A 17,186-nucleotide genomic window follows, 5' to 3' on the forward strand; every position below is an offset into this window, starting at 1 on the left:
TCAGTTACGTCCGCCGAAGAGCGCGCCGACGTCCTTCAGAATGCGCTCCGCGAGATTGTCGCGGCGGGGCTGCTGGCGCGCCGGTTGCGCCGCAGACTGCGCCGAGGAGCTGGCACCGTCGTAGCGCGGTGCCGACTGCGCGGCCGCAGCCGGCCTTGGCGTATCCATCGGCAGCGGCAGGATCGGCTTGCCCTCGTGGATGCGCACCATCGCCTCGTGCCAGATCTCTGCCGGCAAACCACCGCCGGTAACACCCTGGAGCGGCGTGTTGTCGTCATAACCCATCCAGACGCCGGTCACGTAATCGGCCGTGAAGCCGATGAACCAGGCGTCGCGCGCCGCCTGTGTCGTGCCGGTCTTGCCGGCGGCCGGCCGCTCGCCGAGCTTGGCGCGCTGGCCGGTGCCGGCCTCGATCACCCGGCTCATCATGTAGACGAGGTTGCGCGCCGCCGAGTCCGAGATCACCCGCTCGCCGAAGCCGCCGCCCTGCCCCATCAGCGGGTCGGGGTCCCCCTCGAGCCGAAGCTCCACCAGCCCGTAGGGCGTGACCGAACGGCCGCCGTTGAGGATGCCGGCATAGGCGCCGCTCATTTCCAGAAGCGTCGATTCGGAGACGCCGAGCGCCAGCGACGGGCCGGTGGCGAGCTTGTTGTCGATGCCGAAATCGGAGGCGATCTTGCGCACATTGTCCCGGCCGACGAATTCCGAAACCTTCACCGCCGGGATGTTGAGGCTGCTCGCCAGCGCCTGCGTCAGCGTCACCCGTCCCTTGTATTCCCGGCTGTAGTTCTTCGGGCAATAGCGCGGCTGGCCCGCCGGCATGTCGATGCACCATGGCTCGTCGACCACGGTGTCGAGCGGCGAGTAGCCGAGGTCCATCGCCGCGGCATAGACGAAGGGCTTGAAGGAGGACCCGGTCTGGCGCTTGGCCATCGTTGCGCGGTTGAAGGCGCCCGAGACCCGCGTCTCGCGCCCGCCGACCATCGCACGCACCGCGCCGTCAGCCGACATCACCACGATCGCGGCCTGCGCCTCGGAGCCCTCTGCCACCTTTTCCTGAAAGATGATCTGTAACGCCTCCTCGGCCGAGCGCTGAATCTCCTGGTCGAGCGTGGTCTTCAGGATCACGTCCTCGGTCGTGTCGCGGGTGAGGAAGCTCGGGCCGGAGTCCATCACCCAGTCCGCGAAATAACCGCCTGTCTGGGACTGCGCCGCCTCGCTCAGTGTGGCAGGCTGGGCCCAGGCCGCGTCGCGTTCGGACTCGGTGATGTAGCCCTGATCGTACATCAGCCGGACCACCGTGTCGGCCCGGTCCTGGGAGCGCTTTAGGTTGTTGGTCGGCGCAAAGCGGGTGGGAGCGGGTAGAAGGCCCGCCAGCATCGCGGCCTGCGCCACCGAGAGCTGACGCGCCGGGATGCCAAAATACCGCTGCGCCGCTGCTTCGAAACCGCGCGCCGACGCGCCGAGATAGGCGCGGTTGAGATAGATCACCAGGATCTCATCCTTGGAGTATTTCAGCTCCATCGCCATCGCGTAGATGGCTTCCTTGATCTTGCGCCTCATCGTTGTGCGGCGGCAATCGTCCTCGTATTCGGCCTCGGTCTTCCAAGTCTCCGCATCGAATGGCACGCCGAGGCACAGAAGCTTCGCCGTCTGCTGTGTCAGGGTCGAGCCGCCATGGCCTGAGAGCGCCGAGCGGCCTTCGCTGAGGTTGATTCGAATCGCGGACGCGACACCGCGGGGGCTCACGCCGAGATGCCAGTAGAAACGGCGGTCCTCGCTGGCGACGACGGCATCCTTCAGGTAGGGCGAGACCTGGTCGATATCGGTGACCTGCTCGAATTGCTCGCCGCGCCAGGCAAAGACCTCCCCGTTGCGGTCGAGAAGCGTAACCGAGCCGCGGATGCGCCCGTCGATCTGTTCGGCGAAGGGCGGAAGCTGCGCGTAGAAGTAGAGCACGGCGCCGGCGAGGATCAGGGCGAAGACGACACCCGAGCGCCAGACCACCGACCAGATTAGCCGCAGGACAAAGCGGAAAAGCGCCGCCAGCCAGCCGAGAGGGCCGCTCTTGCGGGCTGTCCGGGCGCGCTTCTTCGAGGGGGTCTTACGCTTCGCGGCGGGCTTTGCCGCTGCCTTCTTCGGGGTCTTCGATGTCGGGGACCGGCCGCCAGCGCCGGATGAATATCGTTTGTCGGCCCGAAGGGTCGGACGTTTTCCGCCTTTTGAGCTCATGGGGGCCTCTGATGCGATCGCTGCTCGGATTTTTTCCCCTTGATAGCTTGCTTCGTTGCCGATTGGGAGAGGACAGCCGCGTTCCGCGCGCTTCAATTGTGCCGAAAAATTAGGCGAACCGTCCGGGCTGTGCGAATAATGTGCATTATGCCCAGGTTTCGGCCTTCATCCGGCCGGCTGATTCCTTGCTCCCGCTGCGTCACCCCGATTGTCATCGACCATCGCTAGAACGCCGGGGACGCTCCCCGACACAGCGGAAGGGGGAGACAGGTGAAACTCATCATTGCAGCAATCAAGCCGTTCAAGCTCGAGGAGGTGCGCGAGGCGCTCACGTCCATCGGCGTGCGAGGCATGATGGTGACCGAGATCAAGGGCTTCGGCTCGCAATCCGGCCACACCGAGATCTACCGCGGCGCCGAATACGCAGTGAATTTCGTGCCCAAGATCAAGATCGAGATCGTCGTGGGCGCGGAGATGGTCGACCAGGTCGTCGAAACCATCCGGGTCACTGCCAAGACCGACAAGATCGGCGACGGCAAGATCTTCGTTCTCGACGTCAACCAGGCCGTCCGCGTCCGCACCGGCGAGACCGACGACGATGCACTCTGAGTGCGGGCGCCAACAGGGAAACTCCAGCATATGAAACTCTCGAAGCTCATTCCCGCCGCTGTCGCAGCCACGCTGCTGCCGATGGTGGCCTCCGCCCAGGACGTCGTCGACGCGGCGGTCGTCGACAAGGGCGACGTCGCCTGGATGATGACGTCCTCGCTGCTCGTCCTGTTCATGATCATTCCCGGCCTCGCGTTGTTCTATGGCGGCCTGGTTCGACAGAAGAACATGCTCTCGGTGCTGATGCAGTGCACGCTCATCACCTCGGTGGTGATGATCATCTGGGTGCTCTACGGCTATTCCTTCGCCTTCGGCGGCAGCACCTCGCCCTTCTGGGGCGGCACCGGCAAGCTGTTCCTGGCCGGCGTGACCCCCGAGAGCACCGTGGCGACCTTCTCGGACGGGGTCGAACTGCCTGAATATGTCTTCATCTGCTTCCAGATGACTTTCGCTGCGATCACCCCGGCGCTGATCGTCGGCGCCTTTGCCGAACGTGTGAAATTCTCCGGCGTGATCCTGTTCGTCGTTCTCTGGGTGACCTTCATCTACTTCCCCATCGCCCACATGGTCTGGGACGGTGCCGGTGTGATCTTCAACTGGGGCGCCATCGACTTCGCGGGCGGCACGGTCGTTCACATCAACGCGGGGATCGCGGCCCTTGTCTGGACCGTCGTGATCGGACCTCGCGTCGGCTTCGGCAGGGACAACATGGCCCCGCATTCAATGACGCTGACCATGGTCGGTGCGGCGATGCTCTGGGTCGGCTGGTTCGGCTTCAACGCCGGTTCCAACCTCGAGGCGACCGCCGGCGCAACGCTTGCGATGATGAACACTTTCATCGCGACCGCCGGCGCTGTGGTCTCCTGGTCGGTCGTCGAAGCCATCACCCGCGGCAAGGCATCGATGCTGGGCGCGGTCTCGGGCATGGTCGCGGGTCTTGTCGCGGTCACCCCTGCCTGCGGCACCTCGGGCCCGGTCGGCGCACTTGTGCTCGGCCTCGTGGTCTCCCCGATCAGCTTCTTCTTCGTCACCACCGTGAAGCAGAAGTTCAAATACGATGACAGCCTCGATGTCTTCGGCGTGCACGGAGTCGGCGGCATCGTCGGCGCAATCGGCACCGGCATCCTCTGTGCTCCGTGGCTCGGCGGAACAGGCTTCGTCGTCGAGGCGGGAACGATGGGGGCCCAGGTCCTCACCCAGATCAGCGCGGTGCTTCTTACATTGGTCTGGAGCGGCGTCGGGTCGCTGGTGCTGATCTATGTCACCAAGTCGATCACCGGCATCCGGGTCGACGAGGCCGACGAGCGCCAAGGGCTCGACCTCACATCGCATGGCGAGACCGCCTATCACAGCTAACGCTGGGTCCGTCAGCATTTCCCGGCCCCGGACATGGCAGTGTCCGGGGCCGGTTTCGTTCGGGCGGCACCGCCGAGTCGCGACCGCGCAGGCAAGGCGATCCGGGGCGGATGCAAGTGATCGGTCGCCCGAATTGTGCATGCGCTCTCTGCACTGGATTACGACGCGGCCCATTCCCGGGTGCCCCGTCCTCAGTCGCCCCATCTCGTAGCGATGGATCGGCTGCGGTCCGCTGCCCGGATCTTGAACTCCGATCACCTCAGTTCCGGGCGCGCGTGAATACCGTTGCAGGGCCCACATACCCCATTCGCCTAAAAAAACGGCACGTCATTCATTTTGTGCAAAAATTGTGCATAAAGCCCGGATTCCGGCCCTTGTCAGCCCGCCCGTTTGCTTGAACCCGCCCGCTGGTCTCGGCTGTGTTCCTCCATCACCAATCGCCGGGGCCTCCTCCCGGCCAATCGGAAGGGGAGCAAATTGAAACTCATCATCGCAGCAATCAAGCCGTTCAAGCTCGAGGAGGTGCGCGAGGCGCTCACTTCCGTCGGCGTGCGCGGCATGATGGTGACCGAGATCAAGGGCTTCGGCTCGCAATCCGGCCACACCGAGATCTACCGCGGCGCCGAATACGCCGTGAATTTCGTGCCCAAGATCAAGCTCGAAATCGTCGTGGGCGCGGAGATGGCCGACCAGGTGGTCGAGACCATCCAGAAGACTGCCAAGACCGACAAGATCGGCGACGGCAAGATCTTCGTTCTCGACGTCAACCAGGCTGTCCGCGTCCGCACCGGCGAGACCGACGCCGATGCGCTCTGATCTCAGGGCCCCAATAGGAAAACGATCCGACATGAAACTGAGCAAATTCCTTCCTGTCCTCGCCGCGGTGGCACTGCTGCCTGGCCTGGCGCTGGCCCAAGAGGCCGACGTGACGCCGCCGAACGAAGAGATCGGCTATATCTTCACGACCTTCATGTTCCTCGTCACCGGCTTCCTGGTGATGTGGATGGGCGCGGGCTTCTCGATGCTCGAGGCCGGCCTCGTGCGCTCGAAGAACGTGACCATGCAGCTGACCAAGAACATCGCGCTCTTCTCGATCGCCGCGATCATGTACTACCTGATCGGCTACAACCTGATGTATCCGGGCGATGGCTGGACCATCCCGGGTGTGCTCGGCGCCTTCGCTCCGGCCGTTATGGAGCCGGTGGGCGGCAGCCCCGACACCGACCTCACCTACGCATCGGTTGGCTCCGACTTCTTCTTCCAGTTGATGTTCTGCGCCACCACGGCCTCAATCGTTTCGGGCACGCTGGCCGAGCGGATCAAGCTGTGGCCCTTCCTGGTCTTCACCCTCATCCTGACGGCGCTCATCTACCCGATCCAGGCCTCCTGGAAATGGGGCGGCGGCTTCCTCGACGCCAATTATGGCTTCCTCGACTTCGCCGGCTCGACCGTCGTGCACTCGGTCGGTGGCTGGGCGGCGCTCGCTGGTGCCCTCGTGCTCGGGCCGCGGATCGGCAAGTATCCGGCCAGCGGCGGCGTGCATCCCTATCCGGGTTCGAACCTGACGCTTGCCACCCTCGGCACGTTCATCCTCTGGCTCGGCTGGTTCGGCTTCAACGGCGGCTCGCAGCTCTACATGGACACCGCCGGCAACGTCGCCGACATCTCCCGGATCTTCGCCAACACCAACACGGCTGCGGCCGGTGGCGCGATCGCCGCGCTGTTCATGACTCAGATCATGTATGGCAAAGTCGACCTCACGATGGTGCTGAACGGTGCTCTGGCGGGCCTCGTCTCGATCACCGCCGAGCCGCTGACCCCCGGTCTCGGAATGGCCACGATCATCGGTGCCATCGGCGGCGTGATCATCGTCTTCGCGGTGCCGTTCCTCGACAAGCTCAAGATCGACGACGTGGTCGGCGCTATCCCGGTGCACCTGTTCTGCGGCATCTGGGGCACCATCGCGGTCGTGCTGACCAACCCCGATGCCACGCTCTTCGGCCAGCTGATCTCGATCGTGATCGTCGGTGTGTTCGTCTTCGTCGTGAGCCTCGTGCTTTGGTTCATCCTGAAGGCCACGATGGGCATCCGGGTTGACGAGGAAACCGAGATCAACGGTCTCGACGTCGCCGAACTGGGCATCGAAGCCTATCCCGAGTTCTACAAGGGCTGACCCTCCTTCCTGTCAGCCACACTTGGCCCCGGATGCATGGCGCATCCGGGGCCTTTTTCGTCGCCGACACTCGGGAATGTGGCGCAGCCGCATCGGGGAGATGCCTTCCCGTCACAGGATGGCGGAGCCTGGCAGGCATTCCGTCTCCAACGCGTCAGCCGTTCTTGCCAGCCACGCGAACCGAGCCTCCGGTTGCCATATCGGTGCCCATATAGGCTTGGCCGTCCGCTTTCCAGGCCGCGAAGCCGCCGGCCATATGCGCCACCGGCGCAAAGCCCGCGGCCAGCGCGGCGCGCGCGACCTTTTCGGACCGGACGCCGGAGCCGCAGTGAAACACGATCCGCTTGCCTTCCTGCGACGGCAGCCGTTCGGCTTCGAAGAAATGCATAGGCAGCAGCAGCGCGCCGCGGATGTGCTCGAAGGCATATTCCTGGATCGTGCGCACGTCGATGATCGCGACCTCGCCGGCGCGGAAGGCGCTTGCAACCTCTTCGGCGGTCCAGGTCTCGAGATCCCCGTTCGGTGTCCTTTCAATTTCCATGTCCGGTCCTTTCCGTGTGACTGGCTTTCCGGCACAGTCATGCGCCGCCGCGGCGGACAGGTCAAGAATAGATGTAATTATGATATATCTTTAATGCCGCGGCCATCAGACCAGCACCCGGGCGAGCGCGCGGGCGGCCGGGGCGACCGTCTCGGGGGTCAGGCCGGCCAGGTTGATCCGCCCGTCAGCGATCATGTAGAGCCCGTGATCGCGGCGCAACGCCTCGACCTCGGCTTCGCTGGCGCCGACCAGCGAGAAGAGGCCGCGCATGTTCCCGAGAAAATCGAATCGCTCCGAGTTGGTCTCGCGGCGGAGTGCTTCGACCAGCGCCCCCCGCATTCCGGCAATTCGGTCGCGCATGCCATCGAGTTCCTCAGCCCAGAGCGTGCGCAGCGCGGGGTCGCGGAGAATCTCCGTTACCACGCGCGCGCCGTGATCGGGCGGAAAGGCATAGTTCTGCCGGTTGAGCCAGGCCAGCGTGCCCTGCAGCGCCGACGCCTCGGCCGCCTTCCCGGACACGGCCAGAAGCAGGCCCACGCGGTCCCGGTAGAGGCCGAAGTTCTTCGAGGCCGAGATCGCCAATAGAAGCTCCGGCAGCCGCGCGGCGAGCCCGCGAAGCCCGTCGACATCCGTCTCGATCCCGGCACCGAAGCCCTGATAGGCGAGATCGACCATCGGCAGCGCTCCGGTGCCTTCGAGCAGCTGCGCGATGTCGTCCCAGTCCTCCGCCGAGAGGTCGGCGCCGGTCGGGTTGTGGCAACACCCATGCAGCAGGACGACGTCGCCCCGCCGGACCTGCGCCAGATCGGCCTGCATCCCGTCGCGGTCGAGCCCGCCCAGCGCGGCATCGTAGTAGCGATAGGGCTTCCAGCGGATCCCCAGAGTGCCGAGAATCGACTCGTGGTTGGGCCATGTCGGGGCGGGGGTATGGAACACGGCTTCGGGGCGCACCATCCGCACGAGGTCGAAGGCCTGACGAACGGCGCCGGTGCCGCCGGGCGTCGCCAGCGCCGCGATCCGGTCGGGCGCGACGGAATGTCCGAGCGTCAGGTCCCGCATCGCTGCGTGGAAGGCGGGGTCGCCCGCGAGCGCGACATAGCCCTTGCTCTCCTGGGTCTCATGGATAGCTGCCTCGGCGGCCTTGACCGCCGCGAAGACCGGCGTGCGCCCATCCGCGGTGCGGTAGACGCCGACCCCAAGGTCGATCTTCTCCGGCCGCGGATCTTCGGCGAAGGCCTTCATCACCCGGAGGATCTTGTCCGGTTCCGGCGGTCTGTGGTCTTCGAACATGAGCGGCCCTAGTCGGGGATACGGCTGGCGTCGAGCGGGCGCCTGAGCACCCGCGTATGATCGCTCCGGCGGACCGGCGTGAAGCCGCAGCGCTGGTAGTTCTGGAGCGCGCGCGGATGGTCGAGCGTGCTGGTGTTGACAGTGACCTTCTCGACACCGGGCAGGTCCCAGGCCGTCAGCACGGCGTTCTGCAGCAGGAAACGGCCGAGCCCCTGGCCGATCGCCTGCGGAACGAGCCCGAAATAGGCGATGTTGCAGCGCGCGCGCTTGCGGTGATCGAGCAGGACGAACCCATGCGGCCAGCCGTCGCGGATGAGCGTGTAGAGCGCTGTCTCGGGATGCTCGAGCCAGTCGGCGAGCTCGGCCTCGTCGCGGTCGTGCATGTCCTCCCAGGCATAATCGCGGCCGACCGCGTCGTAGAGATCGAGGAAATACCAGACCGGCGGCTTCTCGGCCTTCAGGAGCGAGGCGGGCGCGCCAGAGGGCTGGTTGGGCCAGCCATAGGATGGGCGCTCCGTCATCTCGAGCCAGGTCACGGAGTAGTGGATCTCGGTGCCGGCGGGGGTGATACTCATCCCTTTTCCACCTTCAGGTCCGGATAGGCGCCCCATTCGGCCCAGGAGCCGTCATAGAGCGCGTTCTGCTTGTGGCCGAGGCGGGTGAGCGCGAGAGTGATGATCGCCGCCGAGACGCCGGAGCCGCAGGTGGTGATGGCGGGTTTCTCGAGATCGACGCCGGCGGCCACGAGAATGTCGCGCAGCGCGTCGGTGGATTTCATCGTGCTGTCGTCGTTAGAAAGAGTGTCCCAGGGGATATTGAGCGACCCCGGGATGTGCCCCTGGCGCAGGCCCGGGCGCGGCTCCGGATCGACACCGCGGAAACGGCCCTCCGGGCGGGCGTCGAGGATCTGCCAGTCGCCGAGCTTGGAGGCAAGCGAGACCTGGGTCACGTCCTTGACCATGTTGGACTGCCGGCGGACGGTGATGTGGCGTTCCCGGATCGACGGCGGCATGTCCTCCAGCGGCCGGCCCTCGGCCACCCATTTGGGCAGGCCGCCGTCGAGCACCGCGATATCGAAATGGCCCATCAGCCGGAAAAGCCACCAGACGCGCGGCGCCGAGAACAGGCCCATACCGTCATAGACCACGACCTGATGGCCGTCGCCTACGCCGAGCTTGCGCATCCGCGAGATGAACTTCTCCGGCGGCGGGACCATGTGCGGAAGGTCGGAGCGAAGGTCGGCGATCTCGTCGATATCGAAGAAGCGGGCGCCGGGAATGTGGCCCGCGTCGTATTCGGCGCGTGGGTCGCGGTCCATCGTCGGCAGGTACCAGGAGGCGTCGAGCACCCGCAGGTCCGGGTTGTTCATGTGGGCGGCCAGCCAATCGGTGCTGACAAGCGTTCTCGGGTCGCTCTGGTCCATCTCGGCCTCCCTGCTCGGATCCCGTCTGGAATTGCTAGTGCCGCGGGCGCGCGGACGCAAGGGCAGGCCGGACGGCGGCGCTAGTCCCCGTGCCGGAGCAGGCGCTGCTTCTGGCGATTCCAGTCGCGCTTGGCCTCGTCGGCGCGCTTGTCGTGGATCTTCTTGCCCTTGGCGATGCCGATCTTCAGCTTGGCGATGCCCTTGTGGTTGAAATAGAGAACCAGCGGCACGAGGGTCATGCCCTTGCGCTGCGTCTCGTTCCAGAGCCTGGAAAGCTCCTTCTTCGATACCAGAAGCTTGCGCCGGCGGCGCTCCTCGTGGCCGAACATGGCGCGGTCGTACGGGGCGATGTAGCCGTTGACCAGCCAGAGCTCACCGTTCTCCACCGCGGCATAGCTCTCGGCGATATTGGCCGAGGTGGTGCGCAGGCTCTTGACCTCGGAGCCGGTCAGCATGATGCCGCATTCGAGATCCTCCTCGATCGCGTAATCGTGCCGGGCCCGCCGGTTCTCGGCGATCACCTTGTAGTTCGGATTGTCCTTCGCCTTGGCCATGGCCGCGGGATATAGGCGCTTGCAGAGGGAGTTCCAAGGGCGTTCGATGGGCCAAGCGAAGAGGTGAGCCATGAAACTGATCGATACCGACCACCCATTCTATGCCCCGCTCTGGCGGCGCGCCGTCATCGTCGCGCTGACGCTGGGCTGGTCGGCCTTCGAATTCGTCGCCGGCTCACCGATCTGGGGCGTGCTTACGGGCGCACTCGGGGTCTACTGCCTCTACATGCTCTTCATCACCTACGACCCGAAGGGCGGCGACGGCGCGTGAGCGGCGCAAGTGCATGCAACGACACTTGGCCAGGAGCAGCGGCCGCAGGCCGCCGCGCCCGGTTTTGGTCAACATCAGGCCCGTGACAGCCTTTGGCTGATGACCGGCCCGAGCGGCCGGGTTTCGCCCTAGTTGATCAGACCTGCGAAGACCATGGCATCGCGGATCGCAGCCTTGGTCGGCTCGGTGAGCCCGACGAGCGGCAGCCGCACCTCCTCCGAGCAGCGACCGAGCAAGGACAACCCGTATTTCGCCCCCGCCAGCCCGGGCTCGAGGAAGATCGCCCGGTGGAGCGGCATCAGCCGGTCCTGATACTCGAGCGCGGTGGCATAGTCGCCCGCAAGCGTCGCCGCCTGGAACTCGGCGCAGAGCTTTGGCGCCACGTTGGCGGTGACCGAGATGCAGCCGACGCCGCCATGGGCGTTGAAGCCGAGCGCGGAGGCGTCCTCGCCCGAGAGCTGGATGAATTCCTTGCCGCAGGTCTCGCGCTGGCGACTGACACGGGTGATGTCGCCGGTGGCATCCTTGACGCCGACGATCCGCGGCAGTTCGGCGAGCCGGCCCATCGTCTCGGGGCTCATGTCCACCACCGAGCGGCCGGGAATGTTGTAGATAATGATCGGCAGCTCGCAGCAATCGTGCAGCGCCTTGAAATGGGCGTAGAGCCCGGCCTGGGTCGGCTTGTTGTAATAAGGCGTGACAACGAGGGCGGCATCTGCACCGACCTGCTCGGCATGGCGGATGAGCTGCATGCCCTCGGCGGTGTTGTTGGAGCCTGCGCCAGCGATCACCGGCACCCGGCCGGATGCCGCCATCACCACACGGGCAACCACCTCGCCATGTTCGGCATGGCTGAGCGTCGGGCTTTCCCCGGTCGTGCCCACCGGCACGACACCGTTCGATCCCTGAGAGATCTGCCAGTCGATCAGAGCGTCGATTGCCGCGAAATCGACCTTGTTGTTCTTGAACGGCGTCACCAAAGCGGGAATCGAGCCTCTGAACATGTCGTCCTCCTTTTCCCGCGCCTCCCGGCGCGCCTTTGGCCCTGCTCGGGGCCGAGTCGTTGGTCTGAGCCGCGGCGGACCCTATAACCGGAGCTGCGCCTTGCCAAGTTTACGCGGCGTCTCGCCCGGACCGTGGCGAAGCGAATCTGTTGAATCGTTGCACGAAATCAGACCCGCCCATACCGCCCGGACCACCCATTCTGCAATCTGCATTTTCAATGACCTGCCGTCCGGCCGTTCGGTCGCCGTTTTCGGGAAGACCTCGCCAATCCGTCGGCCCGAACCGTTGGGGCGCGGACCGTTCAATCTATGGTTGATTTCCGTCGATCTCACGCCACCATGTTTGGATCACATCACCCCAAAAGAAAGGACTTCAGGATGCGTTTCCATGTTTTAGCGCTCGTTTCGCTCCTCGCCCTGTCCGCGCCGGCGATGGCCCAGATGACGGCGGATGTGCAGTTCCAGAAGGGCAATTATGGCACGACCGTCAGCGGAACGATCACGGGCGACGAGTATTTCGACTACAGGCTTGGCGCGAATGCTGGCCAGACGATGTTTGTCGAGCTCATGGTCGACGGCACCAACGGAAACGGGTCCGCGTATTTCAACATCCTCCCGCCGGGAAGCGACGGGGTGGCGATCTATAACAGCTCGATGGACGAGAACAGCACCACGATCGAGCTGCCGGAGAAGGGCGATTACACGATCCGGGTCTACCTGATGGGCAACGACCGCGACGCGGACAAAACTGTCGGCTACAATGTCGATATTTCAATCCAATAGGCGCGGCGCGACCCGGATCCGACGTCCCGCCACGGCGACTGTCATGCGCTCCTTTCACGGCGCTTCCGCCAGTTGCCGGTTTGGCGTCATTGCGTCGTCGGCCCAAGCGCAATTGGGTCTAAAGTATTGACATATAAAGGCTGACAGTCCGTCCCGGCACGCGTTTTTGTGAGTTGCGCCTGTCACCGCGCGCGTTACCCTTGTCGGAAACCCTCCCGAGTCAGCGTGATCAGGCTTTCCAATGCGCCTTCTTTTCGGACTGCTCTTGCTTGTCTGTTTGCCCTTTGCATCCCTTGCGACACCTGCGGGACGTGGCGAGGTGCTGGCGCTCGCGCTCGACGCCGCTGCGGTCGGCAATTGGCGGGCGGCGATGGTCGCGGCGCGGCCGACGGGGCCGGAAGGGCGCGATCTCATTGATTGGCTGCGCCTGCGTCAGGGCGGCCAGGCCGATTTCGACGCATATCGCGATTTCCTTTCCCGCCGGCCCGACTGGCCCGGGCTGGACCTGCTGCGAACACGCGGCGAGGGGTCGATCCCGGAGGAAGCCGTCCCCGCCGAGGTCATCGCTTATTTCAACGGCGACCTGCCGGAGACCGGCACTGGCGTGCTGCGGCTCGTCGATGCCTATCTCGCCCTCGGCCAGACCGGAGATGCCGAGGCGACTGCGGTCATGGCCTGGCGCACGCGGACGCTGACGGCCGAGACCGAGGACGCGCTGCTCGAGCGCTTCGGCAAGGTTCTGGCGGACAGTCACGCCAGCCGGCTTGACGACCTGCTCTGGCGCGGGCAGGAGAGCGCGGCGCGGCGAAACATCGCGCGCGCGCCCGAGGGCTGGTCCGAACTGGCCGAGGCGCGACTGGCCCTTGCCGATCGCGCGCCCGGCGTCGACGCGAAAATCTCGGCCGTGCCGGATGCTTTGCAGGAAGATGCTGGTCTTGCCTATGAGCGGTTCATCTGGCGTGCCCGCAAGGGCCGTCACGATGAGGCGATCGCCCTGATCAACGCCCGTTCACGCAGCCCCGAAGCGCTCGGGCGACCCGAGGAATGGTCGAACTGGCGCCGCATCTATGCGCGCCGCGCGCTGCGCGATGGAAATGCGGAGGAGGCCTACGCGCTGGCCAGCCGGCACTTCCTTGTCGGAGGCGCGTCCTTTGCCGATCTCGAATGGCTCGCGGGCTATATCGCGCTGCGGCATCTCAACGACCCCGAATTGGCGCTGCTGCATTTCGACCGTTTCGAAGCCGCCGTGCAGACCCCTATCAGCCTCGGCCGTGCCGGCTACTGGCGCGGCCGTGCCTTCGACGCGATGGGCGACGCAGCGGCCGCGAAGGAGGCCTATACGCTTGGCGCGAAGCACCAAACCAGTTTCTACGGGCTGCTTGCCGCGGAGGCCGCCGGGCTGCCGATGGACCCGACCCTCGATGGGAGCGAGAGCTTCCCACCGCTCGAGGACAGCCCGCTGCGCGGCAATTCCGTCCTGGTGGCTGGGCTGCTGCTGCTCGATGCCGGCGATCTGGCCTTGTCAGAACGTTTCCTCACACACCTCGTCGAGTCGCTCGACCGCGAGCAGGCCGGAACGCTGGCCTCGCTGATGCTCTCGCTCGACCAGCCACATATCGCATTGATGATCGCCAAGCGCGCGACGCAGAACCAGATCGTCCTGCCGGCCGCCTATTTCCCGCTCAGCCCGCTGATGGAGCGCGACTTGCCGGTGGCGCGGGACCTGGCCCTCGCAATCGCCCGGCGCGAAAGCGAGTTCGACCCGGTGGTGGTCAGCCCCGCCGGTGCGCGCGGCCTGATGCAGCTCATGCCGGGGACGGCGCGCGATGTGTCAGGCGTGCTGGAGATCTCCTATGACCGGGACGCTCTGACCGCCGATCCCGCTTATAACGTCACTCTCGGAACGGCCTATCTCGCCGGCCTGATCGAGCGTTTCGGCCCCGCGCCGGTGCTTGTTTCGGTGGGCTACAATGCCGGGCCGGGCCGCTCGACCGACTGGATGGAAGACCGGGGCGATCCGCGTAACCCGGATGTCGACATCGTCGACTGGATCGAGATGATCCCGTTCCGGGAGACCCGGAACTACGTGATGCGGGTGACGGAGTCGATCATGGTCTATCGCGCCCGGCTGAATGGCACGCAGCCGAACGTGCCGATGACCGAGTTCCTGCACAAGGGCTGAGCCCGGCGCACGCAGCGCTGGCACAGCCGCAGGTTCATCCGCGATACGGGCGCGAGCCCGTCACCGCGACTGCCGGGCTTCCCGCAGAAGCGTGAAGATGCCGGCGGAGACGACAATCGCCATTCCGATCACCACATTCGCCCGCAGAGCCTCGCCAAACACCAGCACGCCGAGCATCGAGCCGAAGGCGAGGTGGAGATAGGAAAAGGGCTGCACGGCGCTGGCCTCGGCCACCTCGTAGCAGCGGATCAGCATGTAGTGGCCGAGCGCGCCGGTCACGCAGAGCGCCGCCATCCAGCCCCAGTCGGCCGGTAGCATCGGCTGCCAGTAGAAGGCGCCGACCGCCGTCATCAGCACCGCCCCGGTCGTGCCGGTCCAGAAGAAGCTGGTCGACGCCTTGTCCCGCCGCGCCGCCTTGCGGGTAAGCAGGCTGTAGAGCGCGAACATGAAGGTCGCCGTGAGCGCGATCAGCGCATAGGGCGAGAAGACCCCGAAACCGGGCTTGAGGATCACCAGGAGGCCGAAAAAGCCGATGCCGATAGCGGTCCAGCGACGCGGTCCCACTTTCTCGCCCAGCACCGGCCCCGAGAGCGCGGCGACGAGCAGCGGGTAGCCGCCGAAGACCGCCAGGCTTTCGACCAGTCCCAGCAGGACGAAGGAGGTCACCATGACGCAGATCTCGGCGGCCAGCAGCAGGCCGCGGGTTATCTGAAGAAGCGGTTGCGCCGTCGCCGCGGCGGCACGCAGGCTGCCGGCGCGGCGCGCCGCGACGGTTGTCACGAAGGCCGCGAAGAACCAGTAGCGGATCATCACCACCATGAAGACGTTGTATTCCGCCGCCAGATGCCGCGAGAGCCCGTCCTGCACGGCGAAGACCAGACAGGTCGCGACCATCAGCGCGATGCCGAGCCGGGTGTTCTGTTCCGTGCTCATGACCGCCGTCCCGCGCTCATGTGCCGCTTGCGTCCGAAGCCGGGACGGCGCTCGACGACGAAACCGGCTTCGGACAGCGCGCGGCGCACATGGCCTGCCGCCGAATAGGTCGCGAAGCTGCCACCCGGCGCGGTGTGGCTGCCGACCTCGCTCATGAGATGGGCCTCCCAGAGCTCTGGGTTCTTGGCCGGCGAGAAGCCGTCGAGGAACCAGGCGTCGGCGCGGCCGTCCCAGGCGGCGAGGGTCACGCGGGCATCGCCGACGATCATCCGAGCGGTCACAGGGCCGATCCGGGCGTCGAATCCGTCCGGGTGCCAGGCCGCGAGGAGGTCTTTCGCCGGCGCCGCGAGTTCGGGAAAGGGCGCGAGCGCACGGGCGAGGTCGTCGCGGGCCAACGGAAAGGCCTCGAACCCGGTGTATGAAACTCCGTCAACACCGGCGGCGGCGGCGCAGTGCGCCAGCGCCAGCAGGTTCAGCCCGGTTCCGACGCCCAGTTCGGCGACACGAAACCCCGGCGCGAGGCGCGCCGGCAGGTCGTTGCCGTCGAGAAAGACATGGCGGGTCTCCGCCAATCCGTTATCGAGCGAAAAATAGGGGTCGTCGAAGCGGGACGAGACCGGGACATCGTCGTCGCGCCAGATTACCCCGCTGCTCTGGCTCTCTTCCGTCACTTGCCCTAGACCTCGCTGCAACGCGCGGACCATGTGTGAGAAGGGCATACCTTGGCAAGAGTGGATGTAACGGTTCGTGGCGCCGGGATCTTCGGCCTGGCCTGCGCCTGGGAAATGGCACGGCGAGGCGCGAAACTGCGCGTGATCGATCGCGAAGGCGTGTTCGCGGGATGCTCCGGAGGCCTTGTCGGCGCGCTTGCGCCGCATGTGCCGGAGCGGTGGAACGCCAAGAAGGACTTCCAGTTCGAGAGCCTCGTCATGGCCGAGTCGTTTTGGGGCGACATCGCCGCCGCCTCGAGGCTGGACCCGGGCTACGGGCGCACCGGGCGGCTGCAACCGATCCTCGACGACGAGGGCCTTGAGCGGGCGCGGGCGCGTGGCGAAGAGGCGAAGGCGCTCTGGAAGGGCAAGGCGGACTGGCAAGTGGTCCGGGCCGAAACATTCGGCGACTGGGCGCCCGCGACGCCCACCGGATGGGTGATCCACGACACGCTGACCGCACGGCTGCACCCGCGCCGCGCCGGCGCTGCCCTCGCGGCGGCGGTCGAGGCTCTTGGCGGCGAGTTGGTCATCGGTGAGGGCGAGGACGAGGGGAAAGTGCTCTGGGCGACGGGCGCCGCAGGGCTTGCGGACCTGAGCGCGGATCTCGGCCGGACGGTCGGCGTGCCGATCAAGGGGCAGGCGGCGCTCCTGAAGCTCGACCGCCCGGAGGCACCCCAATACCTCGCGGATGCGACCCATGGTGTCCCACATGTCAACGGCACGCTGGCGATCGGGTCGACCACAGAGCGGGAATTCGGCGACCCCATTGCCACGGATGGCCAGATCGACGCCGTGGTGGCGCGCGCGAAGGCGGCCTGCCCGGCGCTTGCGGAAGCGCCGGTGATCGCCCGCTGGGCGGGGCTGCGGCCGCGGTCGCGGAGCCGCGCACCGATGCTCGGACGCTGGCCGGGGCGCGACGGCAACTACGTGGCCAATGGCGGCTTCAAAATCGGGTTCGGCATGGCGCCGAAAGTCGCGCATGTGATGGCGGACCTGATCCTCGATGGATCGGAGACCGGGATACCGGAGGGGTTCCGGGTCGAAGACAACCTCTGATCGGGCGGAAATGTCCGGCAGGAGGCGATCGCCTGGCCGGGAGGTGTGCGTGAGTTGTCCGGGGAG

Annotated in this window: 17 protein-coding genes; 8 read left to right on the plus strand and 9 right to left on the minus strand. The window is 65.9% G+C overall.

Annotated elements, in window-relative coordinates:
* Complete coding sequence (locus EU800_RS10140; protein ID WP_129631367.1) at positions 1–2,232, minus strand: transglycosylase domain-containing protein; 2,232 nt, start codon at positions 2,230–2,232, stop codon at positions 1–3.
* Positions 2,233–2,502: 270 nt separating this feature from the next.
* On the opposite strand from EU800_RS10140, the gene EU800_RS10145 reads away from it, so the two are divergent.
* From EU800_RS10145 to EU800_RS10160, 4 genes are all read left to right on the plus strand, one after another.
* Positions 2,503–2,841, plus strand: coding sequence for a P-II family nitrogen regulator (locus EU800_RS10145; RefSeq protein WP_129631371.1), 339 nt, complete (start codon positions 2,503–2,505; stop codon positions 2,839–2,841).
* A 30-nt stretch (positions 2,842–2,871) separates the two neighbouring features.
* Entirely contained in the window at positions 2,872–4,197 is a 1,326-nt protein-coding gene (locus tag EU800_RS10150) for an ammonium transporter (RefSeq protein WP_129631374.1), read from the plus strand.
* A 477-nt stretch (positions 4,198–4,674) separates the two neighbouring features.
* Positions 4,675–5,013, plus strand: coding sequence for a P-II family nitrogen regulator (locus EU800_RS10155; RefSeq protein WP_129631377.1), 339 nt, complete (start codon positions 4,675–4,677; stop codon positions 5,011–5,013).
* 31 nt (positions 5,014–5,044) lie between these two features.
* Positions 5,045–6,370, plus strand: coding sequence for an ammonium transporter (locus EU800_RS10160; RefSeq protein ID WP_129631380.1), 1,326 nt, complete (start codon positions 5,045–5,047; stop codon positions 6,368–6,370).
* A 154-nt stretch (positions 6,371–6,524) separates the two neighbouring features.
* On the opposite strand, the gene EU800_RS10165 is transcribed toward EU800_RS10160, so the two are convergent.
* The 5 genes from EU800_RS10165 to smpB all read right to left on the minus strand — a co-directional run bounded on the left by EU800_RS10165 (position 6,525) and on the right by smpB (position 10,178).
* Positions 6,525–6,911 carry a rhodanese-like domain-containing protein gene (locus EU800_RS10165; RefSeq protein ID WP_129631383.1) on the minus strand — a complete coding sequence of 129 codons (387 nt, stop codon included), beginning with the start codon at positions 6,909–6,911 and terminating at the stop codon, positions 6,525–6,527.
* A gap of 105 nt (positions 6,912–7,016) precedes the next feature.
* Positions 7,017–8,201: an aromatic amino acid transaminase gene (locus tag EU800_RS10170; protein WP_129631386.1), complete on the minus strand. Its 1,185-nt coding sequence runs from the start codon at positions 8,199–8,201 to the stop codon at positions 7,017–7,019.
* An 8-nt stretch (positions 8,202–8,209) separates the two neighbouring features.
* Entirely contained in the window at positions 8,210–8,776 is a 567-nt protein-coding gene (locus EU800_RS10175; protein ID WP_165354620.1) for an N-acetyltransferase, read from the minus strand.
* Positions 8,773–9,624, minus strand: coding sequence for a 3-mercaptopyruvate sulfurtransferase (sseA, locus tag EU800_RS10180; protein WP_129631392.1), 852 nt, complete (start codon positions 9,622–9,624; stop codon positions 8,773–8,775). The genes EU800_RS10175 and sseA overlap by 4 nt, the downstream gene beginning before the upstream one ends.
* An 80-nt stretch (positions 9,625–9,704) precedes the next feature.
* Entirely contained in the window at positions 9,705–10,178 is a 474-nt protein-coding gene (gene smpB / locus EU800_RS10185) for an SsrA-binding protein SmpB (RefSeq protein WP_129631711.1), read from the minus strand.
* Between the two features lie 70 nt (positions 10,179–10,248).
* Between smpB and EU800_RS10190 the strand changes: the two genes are divergently transcribed.
* On the plus strand, positions 10,249–10,449 hold the full coding sequence (locus tag EU800_RS10190) for a DUF3329 domain-containing protein (protein ID WP_129631395.1): 201 nt from the start codon (positions 10,249–10,251) through the stop codon (positions 10,447–10,449).
* A gap of 128 nt (positions 10,450–10,577) precedes the next feature.
* Here the strand turns inward: EU800_RS10190 and dapA are convergent, their stop codons facing one another.
* Complete coding sequence (gene dapA / locus EU800_RS10195; RefSeq protein WP_129631397.1) at positions 10,578–11,453, minus strand: 4-hydroxy-tetrahydrodipicolinate synthase; 876 nt, start codon at positions 11,451–11,453, stop codon at positions 10,578–10,580.
* 378 nt (positions 11,454–11,831) lie between these two features.
* Here dapA and EU800_RS10200 point away from each other — a divergent pair, with 378 nt between their 5' ends.
* Both EU800_RS10200 and EU800_RS10205 read left to right on the plus strand, forming a co-directional pair.
* On the plus strand, positions 11,832–12,236 hold the full coding sequence (locus tag EU800_RS10200; protein WP_129631400.1) for a hypothetical protein: 405 nt from the start codon (positions 11,832–11,834) through the stop codon (positions 12,234–12,236).
* A 241-nt stretch (positions 12,237–12,477) separates the two neighbouring features.
* Positions 12,478–14,418: a lytic transglycosylase domain-containing protein gene (locus EU800_RS10205; RefSeq protein ID WP_129631403.1), complete on the plus strand. Its 1,941-nt coding sequence runs from the start codon at positions 12,478–12,480 to the stop codon at positions 14,416–14,418.
* Between the two features lie 60 nt (positions 14,419–14,478).
* On the opposite strand, the gene EU800_RS10210 is transcribed toward EU800_RS10205, so the two are convergent.
* Together EU800_RS10210 and mnmD are read right to left on the minus strand one after the other, a co-directional pair.
* Entirely contained in the window at positions 14,479–15,351 is an 873-nt protein-coding gene (locus EU800_RS10210; RefSeq protein ID WP_129631426.1) for a DMT family transporter, read from the minus strand.
* Entirely contained in the window at positions 15,348–16,055 is a 708-nt protein-coding gene (gene mnmD / locus EU800_RS10215; RefSeq protein ID WP_371685616.1) for a tRNA (5-methylaminomethyl-2-thiouridine)(34)-methyltransferase MnmD, read from the minus strand. The genes EU800_RS10210 and mnmD overlap by 4 nt, the downstream gene beginning before the upstream one ends.
* Before the next feature lie 18 nt (positions 16,056–16,073).
* On the opposite strand from mnmD, the gene EU800_RS10220 reads away from it, so the two are divergent.
* Entirely contained in the window at positions 16,074–17,120 is a 1,047-nt protein-coding gene (locus EU800_RS10220; RefSeq protein WP_129631433.1) for an FAD-binding oxidoreductase, read from the plus strand.
* The last annotated feature ends 66 nt before the right edge of the window (positions 17,121–17,186 follow it).

The organism is Tropicimonas sp. IMCC6043 (assembly GCF_004146235.1).
In the GTDB taxonomy this organism is placed as follows: Bacteria; Pseudomonadota; Alphaproteobacteria; order Rhodobacterales; family Rhodobacteraceae; genus Tropicimonas.